The sequence below is a fragment of the Bradyrhizobium sp. CIR18 genome (genome assembly GCF_014198295.1).
Taxonomy (GTDB): domain Bacteria; phylum Pseudomonadota; class Alphaproteobacteria; order Rhizobiales; family Xanthobacteraceae; genus Bradyrhizobium.
The window spans coordinates 133,185-150,097 of sequence record NZ_JACIHF010000005.1 but is presented as its reverse complement, the minus strand read 5'-3'; the positions used below and the strand labels follow the sequence as shown (position 1 = coordinate 150,097).

At 63.7% G+C, this 16,913-nt stretch carries 16 protein-coding genes; 9 read left to right on the top strand and 7 right to left on the bottom strand.

Annotation, left to right across the window (positions count from 1 at the left end; translation table 11 throughout):
* Positions 1-15: 15 nt before the first annotated feature.
* Both GGD65_RS18790 and hemN read right to left on the bottom strand, forming a co-directional pair.
* Entirely contained in the window at positions 16-213 is a 198-nt protein-coding gene (locus GGD65_RS18790; protein ID WP_018317839.1) for a DUF1858 domain-containing protein, read from the bottom strand.
* A gap of 190 nt (positions 214-403) precedes the next feature.
* Complete coding sequence (hemN, locus tag GGD65_RS18785) at positions 404-1,756, bottom strand: oxygen-independent coproporphyrinogen III oxidase (protein ID WP_183236213.1); 1,353 nt, start codon at positions 1,754-1,756, stop codon at positions 404-406.
* 202 nt (positions 1,757-1,958) lie between these two features.
* Between hemN and GGD65_RS18780 the strand changes: the two genes are divergently transcribed.
* From GGD65_RS18780 to GGD65_RS18765, 4 genes are all read left to right on the top strand, one after another.
* Positions 1,959-2,159: a hypothetical protein gene (locus tag GGD65_RS18780; RefSeq protein ID WP_018317837.1), complete on the top strand. Its 201-nt coding sequence runs from the start codon at positions 1,959-1,961 to the stop codon at positions 2,157-2,159.
* A gap of 25 nt (positions 2,160-2,184) precedes the next feature.
* Entirely contained in the window at positions 2,185-3,057 is an 873-nt protein-coding gene (locus GGD65_RS41115; protein ID WP_183236212.1) for a copper chaperone PCu(A)C, read from the top strand.
* 122 nt (positions 3,058-3,179) lie between these two features.
* A complete protein-coding gene (nirK, locus tag GGD65_RS18770) occupies positions 3,180-4,277 on the top strand; it encodes a copper-containing nitrite reductase (protein WP_026201913.1) in 1,098 nt (365 codons plus the stop codon).
* Positions 4,278-4,329: 52 nt separating this feature from the next.
* Positions 4,330-5,208 carry an SUMF1/EgtB/PvdO family nonheme iron enzyme gene (locus GGD65_RS18765; protein ID WP_092254928.1) on the top strand — a complete coding sequence of 293 codons (879 nt, stop codon included), beginning with the start codon at positions 4,330-4,332 and terminating at the stop codon, positions 5,206-5,208.
* Positions 5,209-5,296: 88 nt separating this feature from the next.
* On the opposite strand, the gene GGD65_RS18760 is transcribed toward GGD65_RS18765, so the two are convergent.
* From GGD65_RS18760 to GGD65_RS18750, 3 genes are read right to left on the bottom strand one after another with little or no spacing between them, the layout of a single operon-like run.
* The gene (locus tag GGD65_RS18760) at positions 5,297-5,932 is read right to left on the bottom strand and encodes a GNAT family N-acetyltransferase (protein ID WP_018317834.1); all 636 of its coding nucleotides are present in this window, start codon (positions 5,930-5,932) and stop codon (positions 5,297-5,299) included.
* Positions 5,933-5,954: 22 nt separating this feature from the next.
* Positions 5,955-6,605, bottom strand: coding sequence for a 3-oxoacid CoA-transferase subunit B (locus GGD65_RS18755; RefSeq protein WP_011089829.1), 651 nt, complete (start codon positions 6,603-6,605; stop codon positions 5,955-5,957).
* An 18-nt stretch (positions 6,606-6,623) separates the two neighbouring features.
* On the bottom strand, positions 6,624-7,331 hold the full coding sequence (locus GGD65_RS18750; protein WP_018317833.1) for a CoA transferase subunit A: 708 nt from the start codon (positions 7,329-7,331) through the stop codon (positions 6,624-6,626).
* Between the two features lie 272 nt (positions 7,332-7,603).
* Between GGD65_RS18750 and GGD65_RS18745 the strand changes: the two genes are divergently transcribed.
* On the top strand, positions 7,604-9,544 hold the full coding sequence (locus GGD65_RS18745) for an AsmA family protein (RefSeq protein WP_018317832.1): 1,941 nt from the start codon (positions 7,604-7,606) through the stop codon (positions 9,542-9,544).
* A 110-nt stretch (positions 9,545-9,654) separates the two neighbouring features.
* On the opposite strand, the gene dctA is transcribed toward GGD65_RS18745, so the two are convergent.
* Positions 9,655-11,040 (bottom strand): C4-dicarboxylate transporter DctA, encoded by a 1,386-nt coding sequence (gene dctA, locus GGD65_RS18740; RefSeq protein WP_183236211.1) that lies wholly within the window; start codon positions 11,038-11,040, stop codon positions 9,655-9,657.
* Between the two features lie 67 nt (positions 11,041-11,107).
* The gene (locus tag GGD65_RS18735) at positions 11,108-12,181 is read right to left on the bottom strand and encodes a 4-oxalomesaconate tautomerase (RefSeq protein ID WP_183236210.1); all 1,074 of its coding nucleotides are present in this window, start codon (positions 12,179-12,181) and stop codon (positions 11,108-11,110) included.
* A 118-nt stretch (positions 12,182-12,299) separates the two neighbouring features.
* Here GGD65_RS18735 and GGD65_RS18730 point away from each other — a divergent pair, with 118 nt between their 5' ends.
* The 4 genes from GGD65_RS18730 (at position 12,300) to GGD65_RS18715 (ending at position 16,877) form a co-directional block, all read left to right on the top strand.
* Positions 12,300-13,280 (top strand): LysR family transcriptional regulator, encoded by a 981-nt coding sequence (locus tag GGD65_RS18730; RefSeq protein WP_183236209.1) that lies wholly within the window; start codon positions 12,300-12,302, stop codon positions 13,278-13,280.
* A 395-nt stretch (positions 13,281-13,675) separates the two neighbouring features.
* A complete protein-coding gene (locus tag GGD65_RS18725) occupies positions 13,676-15,061 on the top strand; it encodes an ABC transporter substrate-binding protein (protein WP_092254779.1) in 1,386 nt (461 codons plus the stop codon).
* A 95-nt stretch (positions 15,062-15,156) separates the two neighbouring features.
* A complete protein-coding gene (locus GGD65_RS18720; protein WP_018317828.1) occupies positions 15,157-16,029 on the top strand; it encodes a carbohydrate ABC transporter permease in 873 nt (290 codons plus the stop codon).
* A complete protein-coding gene (locus GGD65_RS18715) occupies positions 16,026-16,877 on the top strand; it encodes a carbohydrate ABC transporter permease (protein ID WP_018317827.1) in 852 nt (283 codons plus the stop codon). Before GGD65_RS18720 ends, GGD65_RS18715 begins: the two co-directional genes overlap by 4 nt.
* The last annotated feature ends 36 nt before the right edge of the window (positions 16,878-16,913 follow it).

The following is a 16,913-nucleotide window of genomic DNA, read 5'->3' as shown; positions in this document are numbered from 1 at the left end:
GAATTCGAGACTGCTTCACGCCGGCACGCAATCGCACAACGCGGCGAGGAATTTGTCGCGGTCGATGCCATGCTCGCGGCAGGCATCATCCACCGTGTGGAAGGTTGCGATAGGGCAACCGACACAAGCCATCCTGAAGGCCAGAAACACGCGGATCGTGTGCGGCGCGGTACGCATGATGTCATCGACCAGATCGTCGGATCCGAAAGACATGGGCAACTCCGTTCCGACACGACGATAACGGAGGTGACCTGAGTTTCTTTGTTGGAGCGCAAGCTGTTGCCCGTTCCTCCGCCGTCATTCCGGGGCGCGCCTTTTGGCGCGAGCCCGGAATCCATCGTGCAGCGGATGACATGGAGGAATGGATTCCGGGCTCGCGCTTCGCGCGGCCCGGAATGACCAGCTACACAGCCCGGCTGTGCAGCTGCTTCGCCGGATTGAGATGCGCGTCGAACGCGGCCGCGACGCTGCGGACCAGGAAGCGGGAATCCTTTGCAACCGCGAGGCGGTTGCCGTCCAACCTCACGATGCCGTCGGAGATCAGTGGCTTCAGACGTGCCGCCGAGTTCAGCATCGCCGCCGCCTCCGCGCCATGGCGCGCGCAGATGTCGCCGAGATCGGCGCTGAACTCGCACATGATGCGTTCGATGATGTCGGCGCGCAGCCGGTCGTCGTCGGTGAGCCCATAGCCCTTGGCGGTGGCGAGACGGCCGGCGGCAATGCTCTGCGCATAGGCGCCGATCTGCACCTCGTTCTGGACGTAACCCTGCGGCAAATGCCCAATCGCACTGGCGCCGAAACCGAGCAGGACTTCGCTCTTGTCAGTGGTGTAGCCCTGAAAATTGCGCCGCAGCGTCCGTTCCTCGAAGGCCACGGCCATGGAGTCACCGGGCCGCGCGAAATGATCGAGCCCGATCTGCACGTAACCGGCCTCCTTCAGTGCATTCGCGATCGCGCAGGCCTGGTCGTGGCGCGCGAGGCCGTCCGGCAACACAGCCTCGTTGATCATCTGCTGGTGCTTCTTGAAGCTTGGCACATGAGCATAGCCGAACACGGAGAAGCGGTCGGGCGCGAGCGTGAGGCTGCGCCGGACGGTATCCAGACACGACGCGACGGTCTGGTGCGGCAACCCGTAGATCAGGTCGAAATTGAGTCCCTCGATGCCGGCGCGCCGGAGCATGTCGACCACGGAAGCCGTCTGCTCGAAGCTCTGCACGCGGTTGATCGCCCGCTGCACCACGGGATCGAAGCTCTGCACGCCAAGGCTCGCGCGGTTGACGCCGGAGAGCCGCATGGCATCGACCATGTCGGCGGTCAATGTGCGGGGATCGATCTCGACCGCGATCTCGGCCGAGGGCAGCACGAAGAACTTCTGGCGCATCGTCGCCATCAACTCGGCGAAAGCTTCCGGCTGCATGATCGTCGGCGTGCCGCCGCCGAAATGGATGTGCTCCACCTTGATGCGGCGACCGATGGTTTCGGCGACCTGCTCGATCTCGTTGCGCAGCGTGCGCTGATAGCCGGCGATGAGCTCGTCGCGGCGCACGATCTGGGTATGGCAGCCGCAATACCAGCACATCTCGCGGCAGAACGGCACGTGGAGATAGAGTGAGGCGCTGGCGCCCGCCGGCAGCTCCGCCAACCAACTGGCGTAGGCGTCCGATCCGACCGCCGTGGAAAAATGCGGCGCGGTCGGATAGCTCGTGTAGCGTGGTAATCGTTCTTCGCCGTAGCTCGCCGCAAGATCAGCTCTCATGTCTTACCCATTCGTAAATTTCCGCCGTGTGCAGACCACGGCAAATCACGGAATACACCCCACTACCTCGGATCCGAGGGGGTGACCTTGCGCTTGCGCAAAGTCGGCCGGGGGTGCCGCAGACCTTGCGCTCGCGCAAAGCGCAGCGGCCATTTCGGGGCCATGATCATGCCAATTCGCACACCATCCGGAGCGTTTGCCCATGAGGCTTCTCGCACTCGAACTGCTTCTTTCCTTGCTCGACGTCCGCGGCCATATCCCGCGTTTCGACGACTTCCGGCCGGCCCCGCTCGCAGCGGCCCCGGCCGGCACCGTGCGCGCTCTGGCCGCAGCCATCGCCATCTTCGTCGTGCTGTCACTGGCGATCTGGGCAACGGTCTGGCTTGCCACATCTCTCTTCTAGTGGCGTCTTCGCGAAGGCCTCGACCATGATCTCATCCAAGCGTGCATTCGCCGGCGCGGTCGTCCTGACATGCCTTGCCGGGGTGCCGGCCTTCGCGGCCGACACGACCAGCGGCGACCTCGTCATCACCAGGGCCTGGAGCCGGGCGACGCCCGGCGGAGCCAAGGTCGCCGGCGGCTATCTGACGATCGAGAACCGGGGCCGCGCGCCGGAGCGACTGCAGGCCGCATCGGCCGCGCATGCGCTTCGAACAGAGATCCACGAGATGACCGTCAACGACGGTGTCATGACCATGCGCGCGCTCGACAGGGGACTTGTCATCGCTCCCGGACAGATCGTGACGCTTGCGCCCGGCGGCGGACATCTGATGTTCATCGGTCTCGATGTGCCGCTTCATGCCGGCGACCAGATGCCCGTGACGCTGTCGTTCGAGCACGCCGGCGCGGTGAAAGTGACGCTGGACGTGCAGGCCATCGGCGCACAGGCTCCCGAAAGCATGGCGACCACGGCGGCCGCAGAGCCTGCGCATCGCGCGGAGCAGGCGGCGGTCCCTGCCGCCGCGACATCCGACGCGGACGAGAGCTTCTTCACGCATCTCCATGCAGAAAAAGCCATGGCCAACGTCACGGTCTCGCCCGGGCGCGCCGGTCCGGTCGAGATCGCGATCCAGCTCGAAGATGCGAACGAGTTGCCACTGAGTGCCGATGCAGTCGCGGTCACGCTCGGCAATCCCGAGCATGGCGTGGCGCCGATCACCGCAAACGCCGAACGCGTCGGTAACGATCAGTGGCGCGTCAGAATGTCGGCACCGCTGTCAGGCCGCTGGTCGCTCGGCCTCGACATCCGCATCACGCCAAAGGATGCCGTCAACGTCGTGTCGCCGATTCTGCTCCGCTAAGGCACCTAAGTACTGTAGCGGAGCCGAATCCGGCAAAACCTTGTCGCAGCGCAAACACTCTTGCCGAGATAGGCGCACACTGCATCCGTCATCAAAACCTTTCCAGATGAAGGATGCTTCCGATGTTCACCCGCAGAGTCGCATTGATCGGCGCCGCCGCGACAGCTCTGATGCTGGCGACCCCCGCTTTGGCTGGCGACGATCTCAAACTGCCGCGTCAAAAGGTAGAGCTGGTCGCTCCGCCGTTCGTGCATGCGCACGAGCAGGCGACCAAGCAAGGCCCCAAGATCATCGAGTTCAAACTCACGATCGAGGAGAAGAAGGTCGTCATCGACGAGAAGGGCACTACCTTCCAGGCCATGACCTTCAACGGTTCTATGCCGGGTCCGCTGATGGTCGTGCACGAGGGCGACTACGTCGAAACGACGCTGGTCAATCCTGCGACCAACTCCATGCCGCACAACATCGACTTCCATTCCGCGACCGGCGCGCTCGGTGGCGGCGCGCTCACTCTGGTCAATCCCGGCGAGCAGGTCGTGCTGCGCTGGAAGGCAACCAAGACCGGCGTGTTCGTCTACCATTGCGCCCCGGGCGGCCCGATGATCCCCTGGCACGTCGTCTCCGGCATGAACGGCGCCGTGATGGTACTGCCGCGTGACGGCCTCAACGACGGCAAGGGCCGCGCGCTGAAATACGACAAGGTCTACTACATCGGCGAGCAGGACATGTATGTGCCCCGCGACGAGAAAGGCAACTTCAAGTCCTACGAATCGCCTGGCGAGGCCTTCACCGAGACCGAAGAGGTGATGAAGAAGCTGATCCCGACCCATGTCGTGTTCAACGGCAAGGCCGGTGCGCTGACCGGCAAGAACGCGCTGACGGCCAATGTCGGCGAGAACGTGCTGATCGTGCATTCGCAAGCCAACCGCGACAGCCGTCCGCACCTGATCGGCGGCCATGGCGACTACGTCTGGGAGACCGGCAAGTTCGGCAATGCGCCGGAAGTCGGGCTCGAGACCTGGTTCATCCGCGGCGGATCGGCGGGAGCCGCGCTGTACAAATTCCAGCAGCCCGGCATCTACGCCTACGTCACGCATAACCTGATCGAAGCCGCCGACCTCGGCGCCACCGCGCACTTCAAGGTCGAAGGCAAGTGGAACGATGATCTGATGATGCAGGTGAAGGCGCCCGCCGAAATACCGGCTGCCAACACCAACTAAACGCGACAAGGGGCCGGTCATCACCGGCCCCTTCTTTCTTCGGGGAATGACCATGCTGATCGCATTCAAGCTCAAACTGGCCCTCGCCTGCGCCGCCGGGCTCGCCGGACCGATCGCGATGGCGCCGCTGGTTTCGAACATGACGGTCCGCGGCACCGCGACGGAGCCTGCGATCGTCAGGGTCGCGCCGGGCAGTCTGTCCTATCGCGAGGCCGGCGATTTCACGCGCGGCGGGCAGCAGGCGGAGGCGCCGCTGCGCGCGATGCGCGTCGACCGACCGCTGCACATCATGCGAAATCAGGTCTCCTCATCCGACTATCAGCTCTGTGTGCAGGAGGGCGCCTGCCGCGCGCTCGATCGCGACGTCACGGTCGCTGCCGATCGTCCCGCGGTGCAGGTGAACTGGCACGATGCCGAGGCTTATGCAGGCTGGCTGTCGCGCAAGACAGGCCACCATTACCGCCTGCCGAGCGATGCGGAATGGGCCTTTGCAGCAGGCTCCAGATTCAAGGACGACGGCGTCGCTGTCGATGCCGACGATCCTTCAAAGCGCTGGATCAGCCGCTATGAGCGCGAGTCCGAACGCGACCTTTCCGACACCACGGCCTATCCGTTCGGCAAGTTCGGCCCGAACGAGCACGGCGTCGAGGATCTCGCCGGCAACGTCTGGGAATGGACCTCGACCTGCTTCGTGCGGTCGCGCGTCGACGCCGCCGGCAATGCCGGCCGACCCACGGTGAACTGCGGCGTGCGTGTCGCCGAGGGCGCCCACCGCGCCTACGTCACCGATTTCATCCGCGACGCCCGCGCCGGCGGTTGCGCCCAGGGCGTGCCGCCCGCCAATCTCGGCTTCCGCCTGGTGCGCGAGGAGACCTCCTGGGTCGCGAGCGTGTCGGCGCGGTGGAGCAAGGTGTGGGCGGTGAGGTCATAGCCAAGATTATCGCCGCGTAGCCCGGGTGAGCGAAGCGACACCCGGGAAGGTCCCGCATATCGCTTCGCTCATGCGGGCTACGGACACGTCAAATCGCGCGCGCGAACATGCGAAAGCCTGGAGCTCCGATGATCATCTCGAACGCGGGATCGCGTTTCTCCTCCGCAAAGACAAATCCGGCCTTGGCGTAGGCGCGCTCGGCGGGCTCGTTGCCGATCAGGAACGATATCGTCGTCCGGGCAAACCCGGCCGCCCGCCCCTTGTCCAGCGCGTGCGCGATCAGCGCCTGCATCAGGCCGCGGCCACGATAGGCAGGGTCGGTCGCGACATGCTCGATCATCCAGTCGCCCTCGCCGCCCTGGACCCAGCAAGTCCGCGAATAGGCGCCGCGCCGGCGGATGGCGTCCAGCTCTGACGCCGTGAGCCCAGTTGAGAGACCGACCTCTTCGAGCGCGCGCCAGGCCGCAGGTCCGGTGCCGGCCGCGGGCACGGCGCAAAGTGCAGCAGCAGGCCTGCCATCGATTTCGGTGACCAGGAACTGCGACACATGCCACATCGACACCGCGCGTGCGACGGCGACGCGTGCGATGAAATCGAGGCACTCTGCTTCCGGCCAGCCGAGCGACACGTCGAACCAGCCCCGCGGCCGGTAGCCGCGCATCGAGTGCAGGATGGTTCGTGCGATGAAAGCAGCGTCCTCGGGACGCGCTGACCTTATCGTCATACGCGCCCCATTCTCGAAGACCTTACGTGTTCTTCAGCGCCACGCGAAACTCGGCTTCGGTCTTCGCCTTGACCTCGTCGAGCGAGACGCCGTCGGCGAGCTCGATCAGGGCCATGCCGCCGTCACCGTGCTTGTCGATGGTGAAGACCGCCAGATCCGTGACGACCATGTCGACCACGCGCTCGCCGGTCAGCGGCAGATTGCACTTCTTCAGGAGCTTGGAGCCGTCCTTGGCCGAATGCTCCATCACCACGACGACGCGCTTGACGCCGGCGACGAGGTCCATCGCGCCGCCCATGCCCTTGACCATCTTGCCGGGGATCATCCAATTGGCGAGATCGCCGTTCTGGGCCACCTGCATGGCGCCGAGGATCGACAGGTCCATATGGCCGCCGCGGATCATCCCGAAGGAATCCGCGCTCGAGAAATACGAGGTCGAGGGCAGCTCGCTCACCGTCTGCTTGCCGGCGTTGATCAGGTCCGCGTCCACCTCGTCTTCATAGGGGAACGGGCCCATGCCGAGCATGCCGTTCTCGCTCTGCAGGCTGACATCAACCCCGTCGGGGATGAAGTTCGAAACCAGCGTCGGGATGCCGATGCCGAGATTGACGTAGTAGCCGTCACGCAGTTCCTTCGCGGCGCGCGCGGCCATCTGTTCACGGGTCCAGGCCATGTGTGTCTCCTGATACGCTTAAGCGGCGGTACGCGGGCGGGTGTTGCGGAATTCGATGCGCTTCTTGGCCGTGCCGACCTCGACGATGCGCTTCACGAAAATGCCGGGCGTGTGGATGTGGTCGGGATTGAGTTCACCCGCCGGAACCAGATGCTCGACCTCGGCAACGGTGATCTTGGCGGCGGTCGCCATCATCGGATTAAAATTGCGCGCGGTCTTGCGGTAGATGAGGTTGCCGGCGGTGTCGCCCTTCCAGGCGTGGACAATGGCGAGGTCGGCGAACAGGCCGCGTTCCATCAGATATTTCTCGCCGTCGAACTCCTTCACTTCCTTGCCTTCGGCGATCAGCGTGCCGACGCCGGTCTTGGTGTAGAAGGCTGGAATGCCGGCGCCGCCGGCGCGGATGCGCTCGGCGAGCGTGCCCTGCGGATTGAATTCGAGTTCCAGCTCGCCGGCGAGGAATTGCTGGGCGAACAGCTTGTTCTCGCCGACATAGGACGAGATCATCTTCTTGATCTGCCGGGTTTCCAAGAGGCGGCTGAGCCCGATGCCGTCGACGCCGGCATTGTTGGAGACCACCGTCAGGCCCTTGACGCCGGACTCGCGGATCGCATCCGAGAGCTCCTCGGCGATGCCGCAGAGGCCGAAGCCTCCCGACATGATCATCATGTTGTCTTTCAAAATGCCTGACAGAGCCGACTTGGCGTCGGGATAGACCTTGTTCATGCAAATAACCTTCGACTGAACCTTCGGCTTGGAGGCGGCGCGCCCTATTGGCGGCGATTATTAGGCGAAATCCTCCAAAGCCGTCAATGATACGGGGTTCTCCGCACGGCGGCCGGGTGATAGAAGCTGCCCACACCGTGGGCAGAACCGTCCGCGGCCTTGAAAGCGACAAGAAAACCCATCAAGTTGCGGGGGTTGGGCGTGGGCACGCAGGTTTCCCGACCCGCCCTCCTGGCTCCAACGACCAACCCGATCAGGACATGCCATTGACCATGGCCCAAGGAATGAAGCGCCTCGGGACGCCGATCGCGGCGCTGCTCGGCGTCGCGCTGATCGCCCTGATCGCGACCTCATGGCTCATCAACCGCGACGCGCTGCGCAAGGCGGTCGAAGCGCAGATCCGCGACGTCACCGGGCTCGAGCTCACTGTCGCAGGCGCAATCGACATCTCGGTGCTGCCGGCGAGCTACATCTCCTTCCGTGATGTCGGCCTCAAGGGCGGCGGCACCAGCGATCCCGCGCTCCAGGTCGACGTGCTCACCGCCAATCTGCGGCTGCTGCCGCTATTGCTGCAACGGTTCGAGATCGCCGACCTGACGCTGCTGCGGCCGCGCATCCATGTCAGCCTGAAGCCGGACGGCCAGAGCAACTGGACGCCCTTCATCCAAACCATCGCGCGCACCATGAAGCCCGGGGCTGAAAACCAGCTCTCGTTCTCCGAAATCCGGATCCAGGACGGCGTGCTCGACTACCAGGACGCCGCCACGCACGGCACCGAGAAGTTCGAGGACATCGACCTGTCGCTGGCCTGGCCTTCGATCTCGCGCTCCTTCGCCGCGACCGGACAGTTCGACTGGCGCGGCGAGCGTGTCGACGGCTCGATCAGCTTTTCCGACTTCGTCGCCGCCCTCTCCGGCGAGCGCTCGGGCTTGAAGGCGCGGATCGCCAGCGCACCGCTCAAGCTCGCTTTCGACGGCAGCGTCGCCAACCGCACCAGCCCGATGATGGAAGGCACGCTGACGATCGACAGCCCCTCCTTGCGCAACGCGCTGCGCTGGACCGGGCAGCCGCAACCCGCCAGCGGCGGCTTCGGCCGCTTCGTGCTGAAGGCGCGCGCCAACGTCGTCGGCGCCTCGATCGCGCTCACCAACGTCAATGTCGAGCTCGACGGCAATGCCGCCGAGGGCGTCATGACCTACGCCAATAACGGCCGGCAGACGCTGCAGGCGACGCTCGCCGCCGACGCGCTCGACTTCACGCCTTATATTTCCACCTTCCGACTGCTCGCGAGCGGCGCGCGGGACTGGAACAGGCAGCTGTTCGATCTCAACGGATTGTCGACGACCGATCTCGACATGCGGCTGTCGGCAGCAAAGCTGACGGTCGGGCCGACCAGGCTCGGCCGCACCGCGATCGGCGCCAATCTGCGCAACGGCACGCTCGCACTCTCGGTCGGCGAAGCCCAGGTCTATGGCGGCATCGCCAAGGGCTCGTTCGGCATCGCGCGCTCCGACACCGTCGCCGACATCAAGGCGCAATTCCAGTTCACCGACGTCGACCTCCAGGCCTGCGCCACCGAACTGTTCGGCCTCAGCAAGCTATCCGGTCGCGGCAACATCAACGTGTCGCTCTTCGCCTCGGGCTCGAGCCCGTTCGGCCTCGTGCAGTCGCTCGACGGCAGCGCCACCGTCACCGGTCATGACGGCGCGATCTCGGGCTTCAATGCCGAGCAGCTGCTGAAACGCCTGGAGCGGCGACCGCTGTCGGGCGGCGGCAATTTCCGCAACGGTTCGACGCCTTACAACAATCTCACCATCGCCGTGAAATTCTCCGATGGGGTCGCCACCGCCGAGGACATCCGTGTCGAAGGGCCGGCGGCCAAGATTACGCTCACCGGCACCGCCTCGGTGCCGACGCGCGAATACGACATGAAGGGCGTGGCGAGCCTCAACAGCACGTCGGGATTCGAGTTGCCATTCGTGGTGCAGGGTCCCTGGGACGATCCCCTGATCTTCCCCGATCCGGAAAGCCTGATCCGCCGCTCGCCGGCCTCCGCGCCGCTGCTCGACATGCTGAAGGATCGCAAGGGGGGCGACGCCGTGCGCTCTGCGATCGAGCGCATCACCGGCAGCGGAAAGCGTCCTCCACCGGCGGAAGCGCCGACGGCGGAGAACGCCAAAGAGAACGTGAAGGAGAACGCCAAATCCAACTAGGCTGATCAACGCAGCCTTCGCGGATTTCCCCGAGCTCAACAAGCTCGACATGCCGGCGACTTGGCAAACCCGAATCGAGCAGTGCGGCCGATTTCATCCCGGAGGTGGCGTCAAGCGGCCGATTGCGTCGTCGAAATCCAGGCCTTGTCCCCCTGCAGCACGGCTCCTCCGCCGATCTTCGATCCGGCCGCGACCTTGAGAGAGCCACTCCCTCCCAGTTCGCGAGCCAACACCTCTCGGTCACAAGCGTCCTCCCACAGCGAAACGGTGATGGCTGCGACGCAGTTGCTGATCATACTGGTCAGCGCCCGCGCTTCCGACATGAAACGGTCGATGCCGACGAGCAGCGCAACGCCGGTCACGGGCAGATCCGGCATGACGGAGAGGGTCGCGACAAGCGCGACGAAGCCGCTGCCGGTGACGCCGGCCGCGCCTTTGGACGTCAGCAGCATCAGTCCGAGCATCGCCGCGATCTGCCCCCACGACAGGTGGATGTCGCAGGCCTGCGCGATGAAGATGGAGGCCAGGGTGAGATAGATGGCGCTGCCGTCCAGATTGAAGGAATAGCCCATCGGCAACACGAGTCCCGACACGCCTTTGCGGCATCCGAGCTGCTCCAGCTTGCGCAGCGCCCCGGGTAGCGCCGGTTCCGACGATGACGTGCCGAGCACGATCAGCAGCTCTTCCTTGAAGTAGCGGATGGTCTTCCACAGGCTGAAGCCATTCAGCCGCGCCAGCGTGCCGAGCACGACGACCACGAAGAATGAGCAGGCGATATAGAATGTCAGGATCAGCAGTCCGAGCGAGCCAATCGATCGAATGCCGTAGCGGCCCACCGTGAACGCCATGGCGCCAAAGGCGCCGAGCGGCGCGAGCTTCATGACGAAGCCAAAGGACACAAACAGGACCTGAGAGAAGGAATCGACGGCCTTCGTCACCACCGCACCCCCATCGCCGGCACGGCTCAGGCCAAAGGCGACCAGGATGGAAACCAGCAGGACCGGCAGCACTTCGCCGTCGGCAAACGCGCCAAAGAAGGAATGCGGAATGATGTGCAGCATGAAGTCCGCAAATCCGGTCGCACTCGCCTGCTTGGTGAACTTCGCGGCCACCGACGGATCCAGCGTGCTGACGGACACATGCATGCCGACGCCCGGCTGGATCAGCGACACGGCGACCAATCCGGCCAGCAATGCAAACACGGTCAGCAGGTAGAACAGCGCCATGGATTTCACCAGCGTGCGGCCGACCTCGCGCGAATCGCTGATGCTGTTGATACCGCTGACGATGGTGCAGAACACGATCGGTGCGATCATCATCTTGACCAGCTTGACGAAGCCGTCGCCGAAGGGCTTCAGCGCGGCACCGAACTCAGGCCAGAGATGGCCGGTGAGGACGCCCAACATGAGACCGATCAGCACCTGGACGTAAAGGATCCGGTAGAATGGTTTTCGCGTCTCACCGTTCGCGGGCCCGACCAGCGTTTGCTTCTGCATTCTCGTTTCTCCCATGGCTCGATTTTTCATGGCTCTGATTTTTGAAGGCTTTGACAGCGGTCCGGCTTCAGGCCGCCAGGACCGAATGAGGGACGTGCGATCGACGGGCGAAGACATGGCCCTCGAGAATTCGCCGGGCTGTCCGCTGCACCCGGGCAACCGGGCCGGGCTCGAGCCGAACCACGAGCCGGCCGGAGGGATGAGCGAGGGTGATCGGTACCGGCGGCGCCAGCGATCCAACCATCTCTGCGGCGATCGTCCCGGGCGTCACACAGGCGGTCGCGATCGCGACGGCACCGGTCACCGCCAGCGCGCTATGGCAGTCGTGCGGCATGAAGTACCTGACGTTCAACGTCGCCCCGCTTGCGGGCGCGATCAGAACCGGCTTCGGAATCACCATTGACGCGGAATCCGGAAAGCCCATCCGGCGTCCAGCCTCGATGCGCAAATGTTCGAGCCGCCCGCGGAAGGCGCCGTCGGCGAAGGCCGGAGGGGCCTCGCGGCCGGTCCATCCGAGATCTGCCGCGCGGACCAGCATGACGGGCATGGCTGCGTCGATGCAGGTCACGTCGATCCCTCCGATGCGATCGACCGGACGTCCTGTCGGCAACAGACGGCCGGTGCGTGCGCCGGCGGCGTTGGGGAACGACAGTTCGATGGGCGCGGCCGTTCCCGGCACGCCGTCGATCCGCGCTTCTCCCTCATAGGTCACCCGTCCTCCCGGAGTGGCGACCGTCGCGTCGATCAGCTTGCCGGTGTTGACATTATGAATACGCACATGGGTGCGATCTGCGGTAGCGGCGACCAGGCCGGCTTCGATTGCGAATGGCCCGACCGCCGCAAGCATGTTTCCGCAGTTCGGCGAGGTATCGACGATCCCTTCACGGACCCTCACCTGGGCAAACAGGTAGTCGACATCGGCACCGGGCACCGTTGCCGGTCCGATGATCGCGACCTTGTTGATCACGGCATTGTCGCCGCCGATTCCATCGATTCCGAGATCGTGCCCACCTCCCATTACCGACAACAGCACCGCGTCGCGCGAGCTGGGGTCGGCCGGAAGGTCGCGGGCCAGGAAAAACGGTCCGCGCGAGGTCCCACCGCGCATGACCACACAGGGAATGGCAATCTGATCGTTCATGATGTTCTTCCGTTCGGCGACATGCTCGTCTGAACCAGAGCATCCTCCGTCCGAACTATTTTGTGAAATGCAAATATCTGAGGTATTATTTCGCTGTTCGACATAATGGAGCCCTGGCATGAACGCAGAACTGCTCGACCTCAAGGCGTTCATCACCGTCGCGGAGATGGGCAGCTTCGTCCGGACCGCGAAGGCGCTGAACTTGTCCCAGCCGGCGCTCAGCCGACGCATTCAGAAGCTGGAGGAAAGCCTTGGTGCGCCGTTGCTCGAACGGTCCACGCGCCACGTCAATCTCACCATGACGGGACGCGACTTCCTGCCGAAGGTCCGCCGCCTCATCGACGAGTTCGAGACCTCGGTGCTCGCCATCCATGATATCGGCGCGCGAAGTTCGGGTTTGGTCTCCGTGGCTGCGGTGCCGACGGCGGTGTTCTATTTTCTTCCGCGAGCGATCGGTCGGTTCGCCGAAGCCTATCCGCGAATTCGCATCCGCATTCTGGACATCGGCGCCAATGAGGGGTTGGAAGCGGTGGCGCGCGGAGAAGTCGACTTCGGCATCAATTTCATCGGCGCTTCGCATGCCGAAATCGAATTCGAGAAATTGGTTGAGGACCCGTTCGTGCTGGCCTGCCGCCATGACCATCCGCTAGCATCGCGCAAGCAGGTGAGCTGGTCGGAGATCGTGTCGCACCGGGTCATCACTGTCGGTCGCAACAGCGGCAACCGCGCGCTGATCGACAATGCGCTGGCGCGGCAGGGCCTGCAGCTGAACTGGTCCTATGAAGTCGCCCACCTCTCCGGCTCGCTTGGTCTGGTCGAGGAGGGATTGGGCATCGCCGTGCTGCCGAGGCTCGCGACGCCGGCCGCCGGTCATCCGATCATTCACACCGTTCGGCTGGTCGAGCCGGAAGTGTCGCGGACGATCGGAATCGTGCGCAGGCGCGGGGCGACGCTATCGCCGCATGCCAGCCAGTTTCTCAAGATGCTGCTCGAAGCATGGCGCTCTCCATTGCGGACGAGCGGGCAAGGCAGGTCGCGGCCCCGATCAACCGAGGCAAGTTCGAATGCCACTTCGACGGGGCCAAAGCGCAGACGCTGACAATTCACCCGCAGAACGGCGCCACACTGTTCCCGAGCCAAACCGGAACCCCTCGGATCGCCCCTGTAATGTCTTCAAAGGCATGTTGGATCCACCGCCGCGGCGGTGGCGCGGGTGCCTGCCACGTTGCACCCGGTGCTCGCACCGCTTACAACAGCCGGTCTTTCGGCGATCCGGCGTTTGACGTCGCGGATGGCCCGGCGAAGCCAGAACGCACAAGGCGAATTGATTGCCGCGAATTGATGCGGCGATTGGATCGATGCACGCGTTAAGCATCTCCGCAAGGCCCGTCCCCACGACCTATGTCTGACAACATGCCGCTAGATCGGGTTAACGCCATGCGCTAGTGTTTTATACGACCGGTTAAAAACACCGGCCGTTTGAGGGAGAAAAACGTGAAATCCAAGGTTATTGGCGCAGTATCACTGGCGGTCGCTGCGGCCGGGCTGTTTGCAGCCGCTGCACCCGCATTTGCGCAGCAGAAGACGATCACGGTGTGGTGGGGCAAGGGCTTCTATCGCTCCGAAGACGACGCGCTGATCGAGACGATCAAGAAGTTCGAAGCCAAGACCGGCATCAAGGTCGAATTGTCGCAATACGCGATCCAGGACATGATTCCGAAGACGGTCGCCGCGCTCGATGCCGGCACCGTGCCCGATGTCGCCTATTCCGACTCTTATGACGTGCAGGCGCAGGGCAAGTGGGCCTATGAAGGCAAGCTCGAGGATCTCTCCGACGTGATGGAGCCGATCAAGGGCCGGTTCGTGCAGAACACGCTGGATGCGTCGATCCTCTATAACGACGTCACCAAGAAGAAGGCCTATTACGGTTTCCCGCTGAAGCAGCAGAGCATGCACGTCCAGATCTGGAACGACATGCTGGAGAAGTCTGGTTTCAAGCTCACCGATATCCCGAACGACTGGACCGGCTACTGGACGTTCTGGTGCGACAAGGTGCAGCCGGCGATCCGCAAAGCTACCGGCCAGCGCATCTATGCCGTCGGCCAGCCGATGGGCGTGGAATCCACCGACGCCTTCCAGTCGTTCTACACCTTCATGGACGCCTACCACGTCAAGCTGGTCGACGACGACGGCAAGCTCACGGTCGACGATCCCAAGGTTCGCGAGAACCTGATCAAGGCGATGAAGGATTACACCGACACCTACATCAAGGGTTGCACGCCGCCGTCCTCCACGACCTGGAAGGATCCCGACAACAACGTCGCCTTCCACAACAAAACCATCGTGATGACCCACAATTTCACGATCTCGATCGCCGCGAAGTGGTTCGAGGATTCCCAGAACCAGGCGCTCACGCCGGAACAGCGCGAAGCCGGCAAGAAGGCCTATGAGCAGGACATCGTGACGGCGTCCTTCCCGAAGGCGCCGGATGGTTCGACCATCCGCTACCGCTCCGACGTCAAGACCGGACTGATCTTCACCGCGGCCAAGAACAAGGCCGAGGCCAAGCAGTTCATCAGCTTCCTGCTCCAGGAAGAGAACGTCCGTCCCTACATCGAGGGTGCGCTCGGCCGCTGGTTCCCGGTGACGAAGGAAAGCCAGGAAAGCCCGTTCTGGCAGGCTGACAAGCACCGCAAGGCCGTCTACACCCAGTTCAAGGGCGGCACCGCGGCGTTCGACTTCACCAAGAACTGGAAGTTCACGATCCTCAACAACGAGAACGTGTGGGCGAAGGCGATGAATCGCGTCGTCAGTGAGAAGGTTCCGGTCGACAAGGCCGTCGACGAACTGATCGCCCGCATCAAGCAGGTCGCGGGCTGAATCATCCGTTCCCTCTCCCCGCTGTGCGGGGAGAGGTATAAGAACAACACCGGCCGCGTTTCGCGGCCGGCATCTCTTTGAAGAGTCCGAAAAGAATGGCGATCACGCTCTCTGGCGACCAGGCAATCCCCGCCCCGCCCCTGTCGTCGCGGCTGACCCCGGCGCAGGTCTGGGGCATCGTGCTGCTTGCGCCCTATCTGCTCGTTTTCCTTGCCTTCGTCGTCTATCCCGTCGGCTACGGGCTGTGGCTGGCGCGAGCCCCGTCGAATTATGTCGCGCTTTACAACGATCCGATCTTCGCGCGTGCCGCGGTCAATACGCTGATCTTCCTGGTCATCGGCATCAACATCAAGATGCTGATCGCGCTGTTCCTCTCCGGCTTCTTCGCCGTGCAGCGCCCCTGGATCAAATGGCTCTCGGTGATCTTCATCCTGCCCTGGGCGGTGCCGTCGATCCCGACCATCCTGTCGGTCCGGTTCATGCTCAATCCCGAATGGGGCATGGTCAACCATTTCATCTTCTCCCTGACCGGCGATGACGGCCCGAACTGGCTGAACGATCCGACCGTGGCACTGACCATGGCGATCGCGGTGCATATCTGGAAGTCGCTGCCGTTCTGGACGCTGATCCTGATCACCGGCCGCCTTGCGATCTCGCATGATCTGTTCGAGGCCGCCGAGGTCGACGGTGCGAGTTGGTGGCAGAAATTCCGCTACATCACCTGGCCGTCGATGCAGACGCTCTACGTCACCTGCACGCTGCTCTCGATGATCTGGACGCTCGGCGACTTCAACAGCGTCTATCTGCTCACCGGCGGTGGCCCGGCCGACCTCACGCATGTGCTGTCGACCCTCGGCATCCGCTATCTCCGGCTCGACCAGCTCTCGCTGGCCATGGCATCGATCGTCTGCGCAATGCCGTTCGTCCTGCCGCTCGTGTACTTCATGATGAAACGGTTGTCGCGATGAAGCTCCCTACCCTGCGCGAAGTCGCAACCGAAGCGCGGTTGCTGCTGATCGGCATTCCCGTCTTCCTCTGGACGATGATTCCGATCTACCACATGTTCCTGTTCGCGATCTCGCCGAAGGAGGACGCATTCTCCGGCAAGCTGTGGCCGGACCATCCCACGCTGCACAACTTCGAAATCGTGTTCAAGCAGCAGCACTACTTCCTGCGCGACTTCTACATACAGTTCTGGAACTCGCTGGTGATCGCGGCATCCGTCGGCGTGCTGACGCTGTTCATCGCCACCGCCGCGGCGTTCTCGATCTCGCGGCTGAAGGTGCCCGGCGGGCGGGTCGTGATGAATCTCGCGCTGTTCACCTATTTCATCCCGGCGGCATTCCTTGCTGTGCCAATGTACCGCACCATGGGCAATTACGGCCTGCTCAACAATCACTGGTCGCTGATCCTGGCGATGGTGACCATCGCCAGCCCCTACGCGATCTGGGTGCTCAAGCAGGCCTCCGACAAGCTGCCGGTCGAATTGGACGAAGCCGCCGTGATGGACGGTGCGACGACGCTTCAGATCTTCCGCCTGGTCTACCTGCCGCTGATGATGCCCTCGCTGGTCGCGATCGGCACCTATGCGGTGCTGCTGGCCTGGAACGAATATCTCTACGCGTTCCTGCTGCTCTCGAACGACCGCGAGATCACCCTGCCCGTCGCGCTCGGCAACTTCCTCGCCGCCGACGACTCGCCGTGGGAGCTGTTGATGACGACCGGCTTCATCTACGCACTGCCGCCGGCCGCGATCTACTATGCCTTCCGCCGCTACATGGTGGGCGGGCTCACGGCAGGTGCGGTGAAGTCCTGACGCGACAGGACGCATCGGGTCGCCGCAAGCAGGACG

Coding starts and splice junctions, on each gene's coding strand:
- GGD65_RS18755 (WP_011089829.1), bottom strand. CDS start 6,605: ATGGCCTGGACCCGTGAACAGATGGCCGCGCGCGCCGCGAAGGAACTG.
- hemN (WP_183236213.1), bottom strand. CDS start 1,756: ATGAGAGCTGATCTTGCGGCGAGCTACGGCGAAGAACGATTACCACGC.
- GGD65_RS18745 (WP_018317832.1), top strand. CDS start 7,604: ATGGCCCAAGGAATGAAGCGCCTCGGGACGCCGATCGCGGCGCTGCTC.
- GGD65_RS18750 (WP_018317833.1), bottom strand. CDS start 7,331: ATGAACAAGGTCTATCCCGACGCCAAGTCGGCTCTGTCAGGCATTTTG.
- GGD65_RS41115 (WP_183236212.1), top strand. CDS start 2,185: ATGATCTCATCCAAGCGTGCATTCGCCGGCGCGGTCGTCCTGACATGC.
- GGD65_RS18765 (WP_092254928.1), top strand. CDS start 4,330: ATGCTGATCGCATTCAAGCTCAAACTGGCCCTCGCCTGCGCCGCCGGG.
- GGD65_RS18780 (WP_018317837.1), top strand. CDS start 1,959: ATGAGGCTTCTCGCACTCGAACTGCTTCTTTCCTTGCTCGACGTCCGC.
- GGD65_RS18790 (WP_018317839.1), bottom strand. CDS start 213: ATGTCTTTCGGATCCGACGATCTGGTCGATGACATCATGCGTACCGCG.
- GGD65_RS18735 (WP_183236210.1), bottom strand. CDS start 12,181: ATGAACGATCAGATTGCCATTCCCTGTGTGGTCATGCGCGGTGGGACC.
- nirK (WP_026201913.1), top strand. CDS start 3,180: ATGTTCACCCGCAGAGTCGCATTGATCGGCGCCGCCGCGACAGCTCTG.
- GGD65_RS18720 (WP_018317828.1), top strand. CDS start 15,157: ATGGCGATCACGCTCTCTGGCGACCAGGCAATCCCCGCCCCGCCCCTG.
- GGD65_RS18715 (WP_018317827.1), top strand. CDS start 16,026: ATGAAGCTCCCTACCCTGCGCGAAGTCGCAACCGAAGCGCGGTTGCTG.
- GGD65_RS18730 (WP_183236209.1), top strand. CDS start 12,300: ATGAACGCAGAACTGCTCGACCTCAAGGCGTTCATCACCGTCGCGGAG.
- GGD65_RS18760 (WP_018317834.1), bottom strand. CDS start 5,932: ATGACGATAAGGTCAGCGCGTCCCGAGGACGCTGCTTTCATCGCACGA.
- dctA (WP_183236211.1), bottom strand. CDS start 11,040: ATGCAGAAGCAAACGCTGGTCGGGCCCGCGAACGGTGAGACGCGAAAA.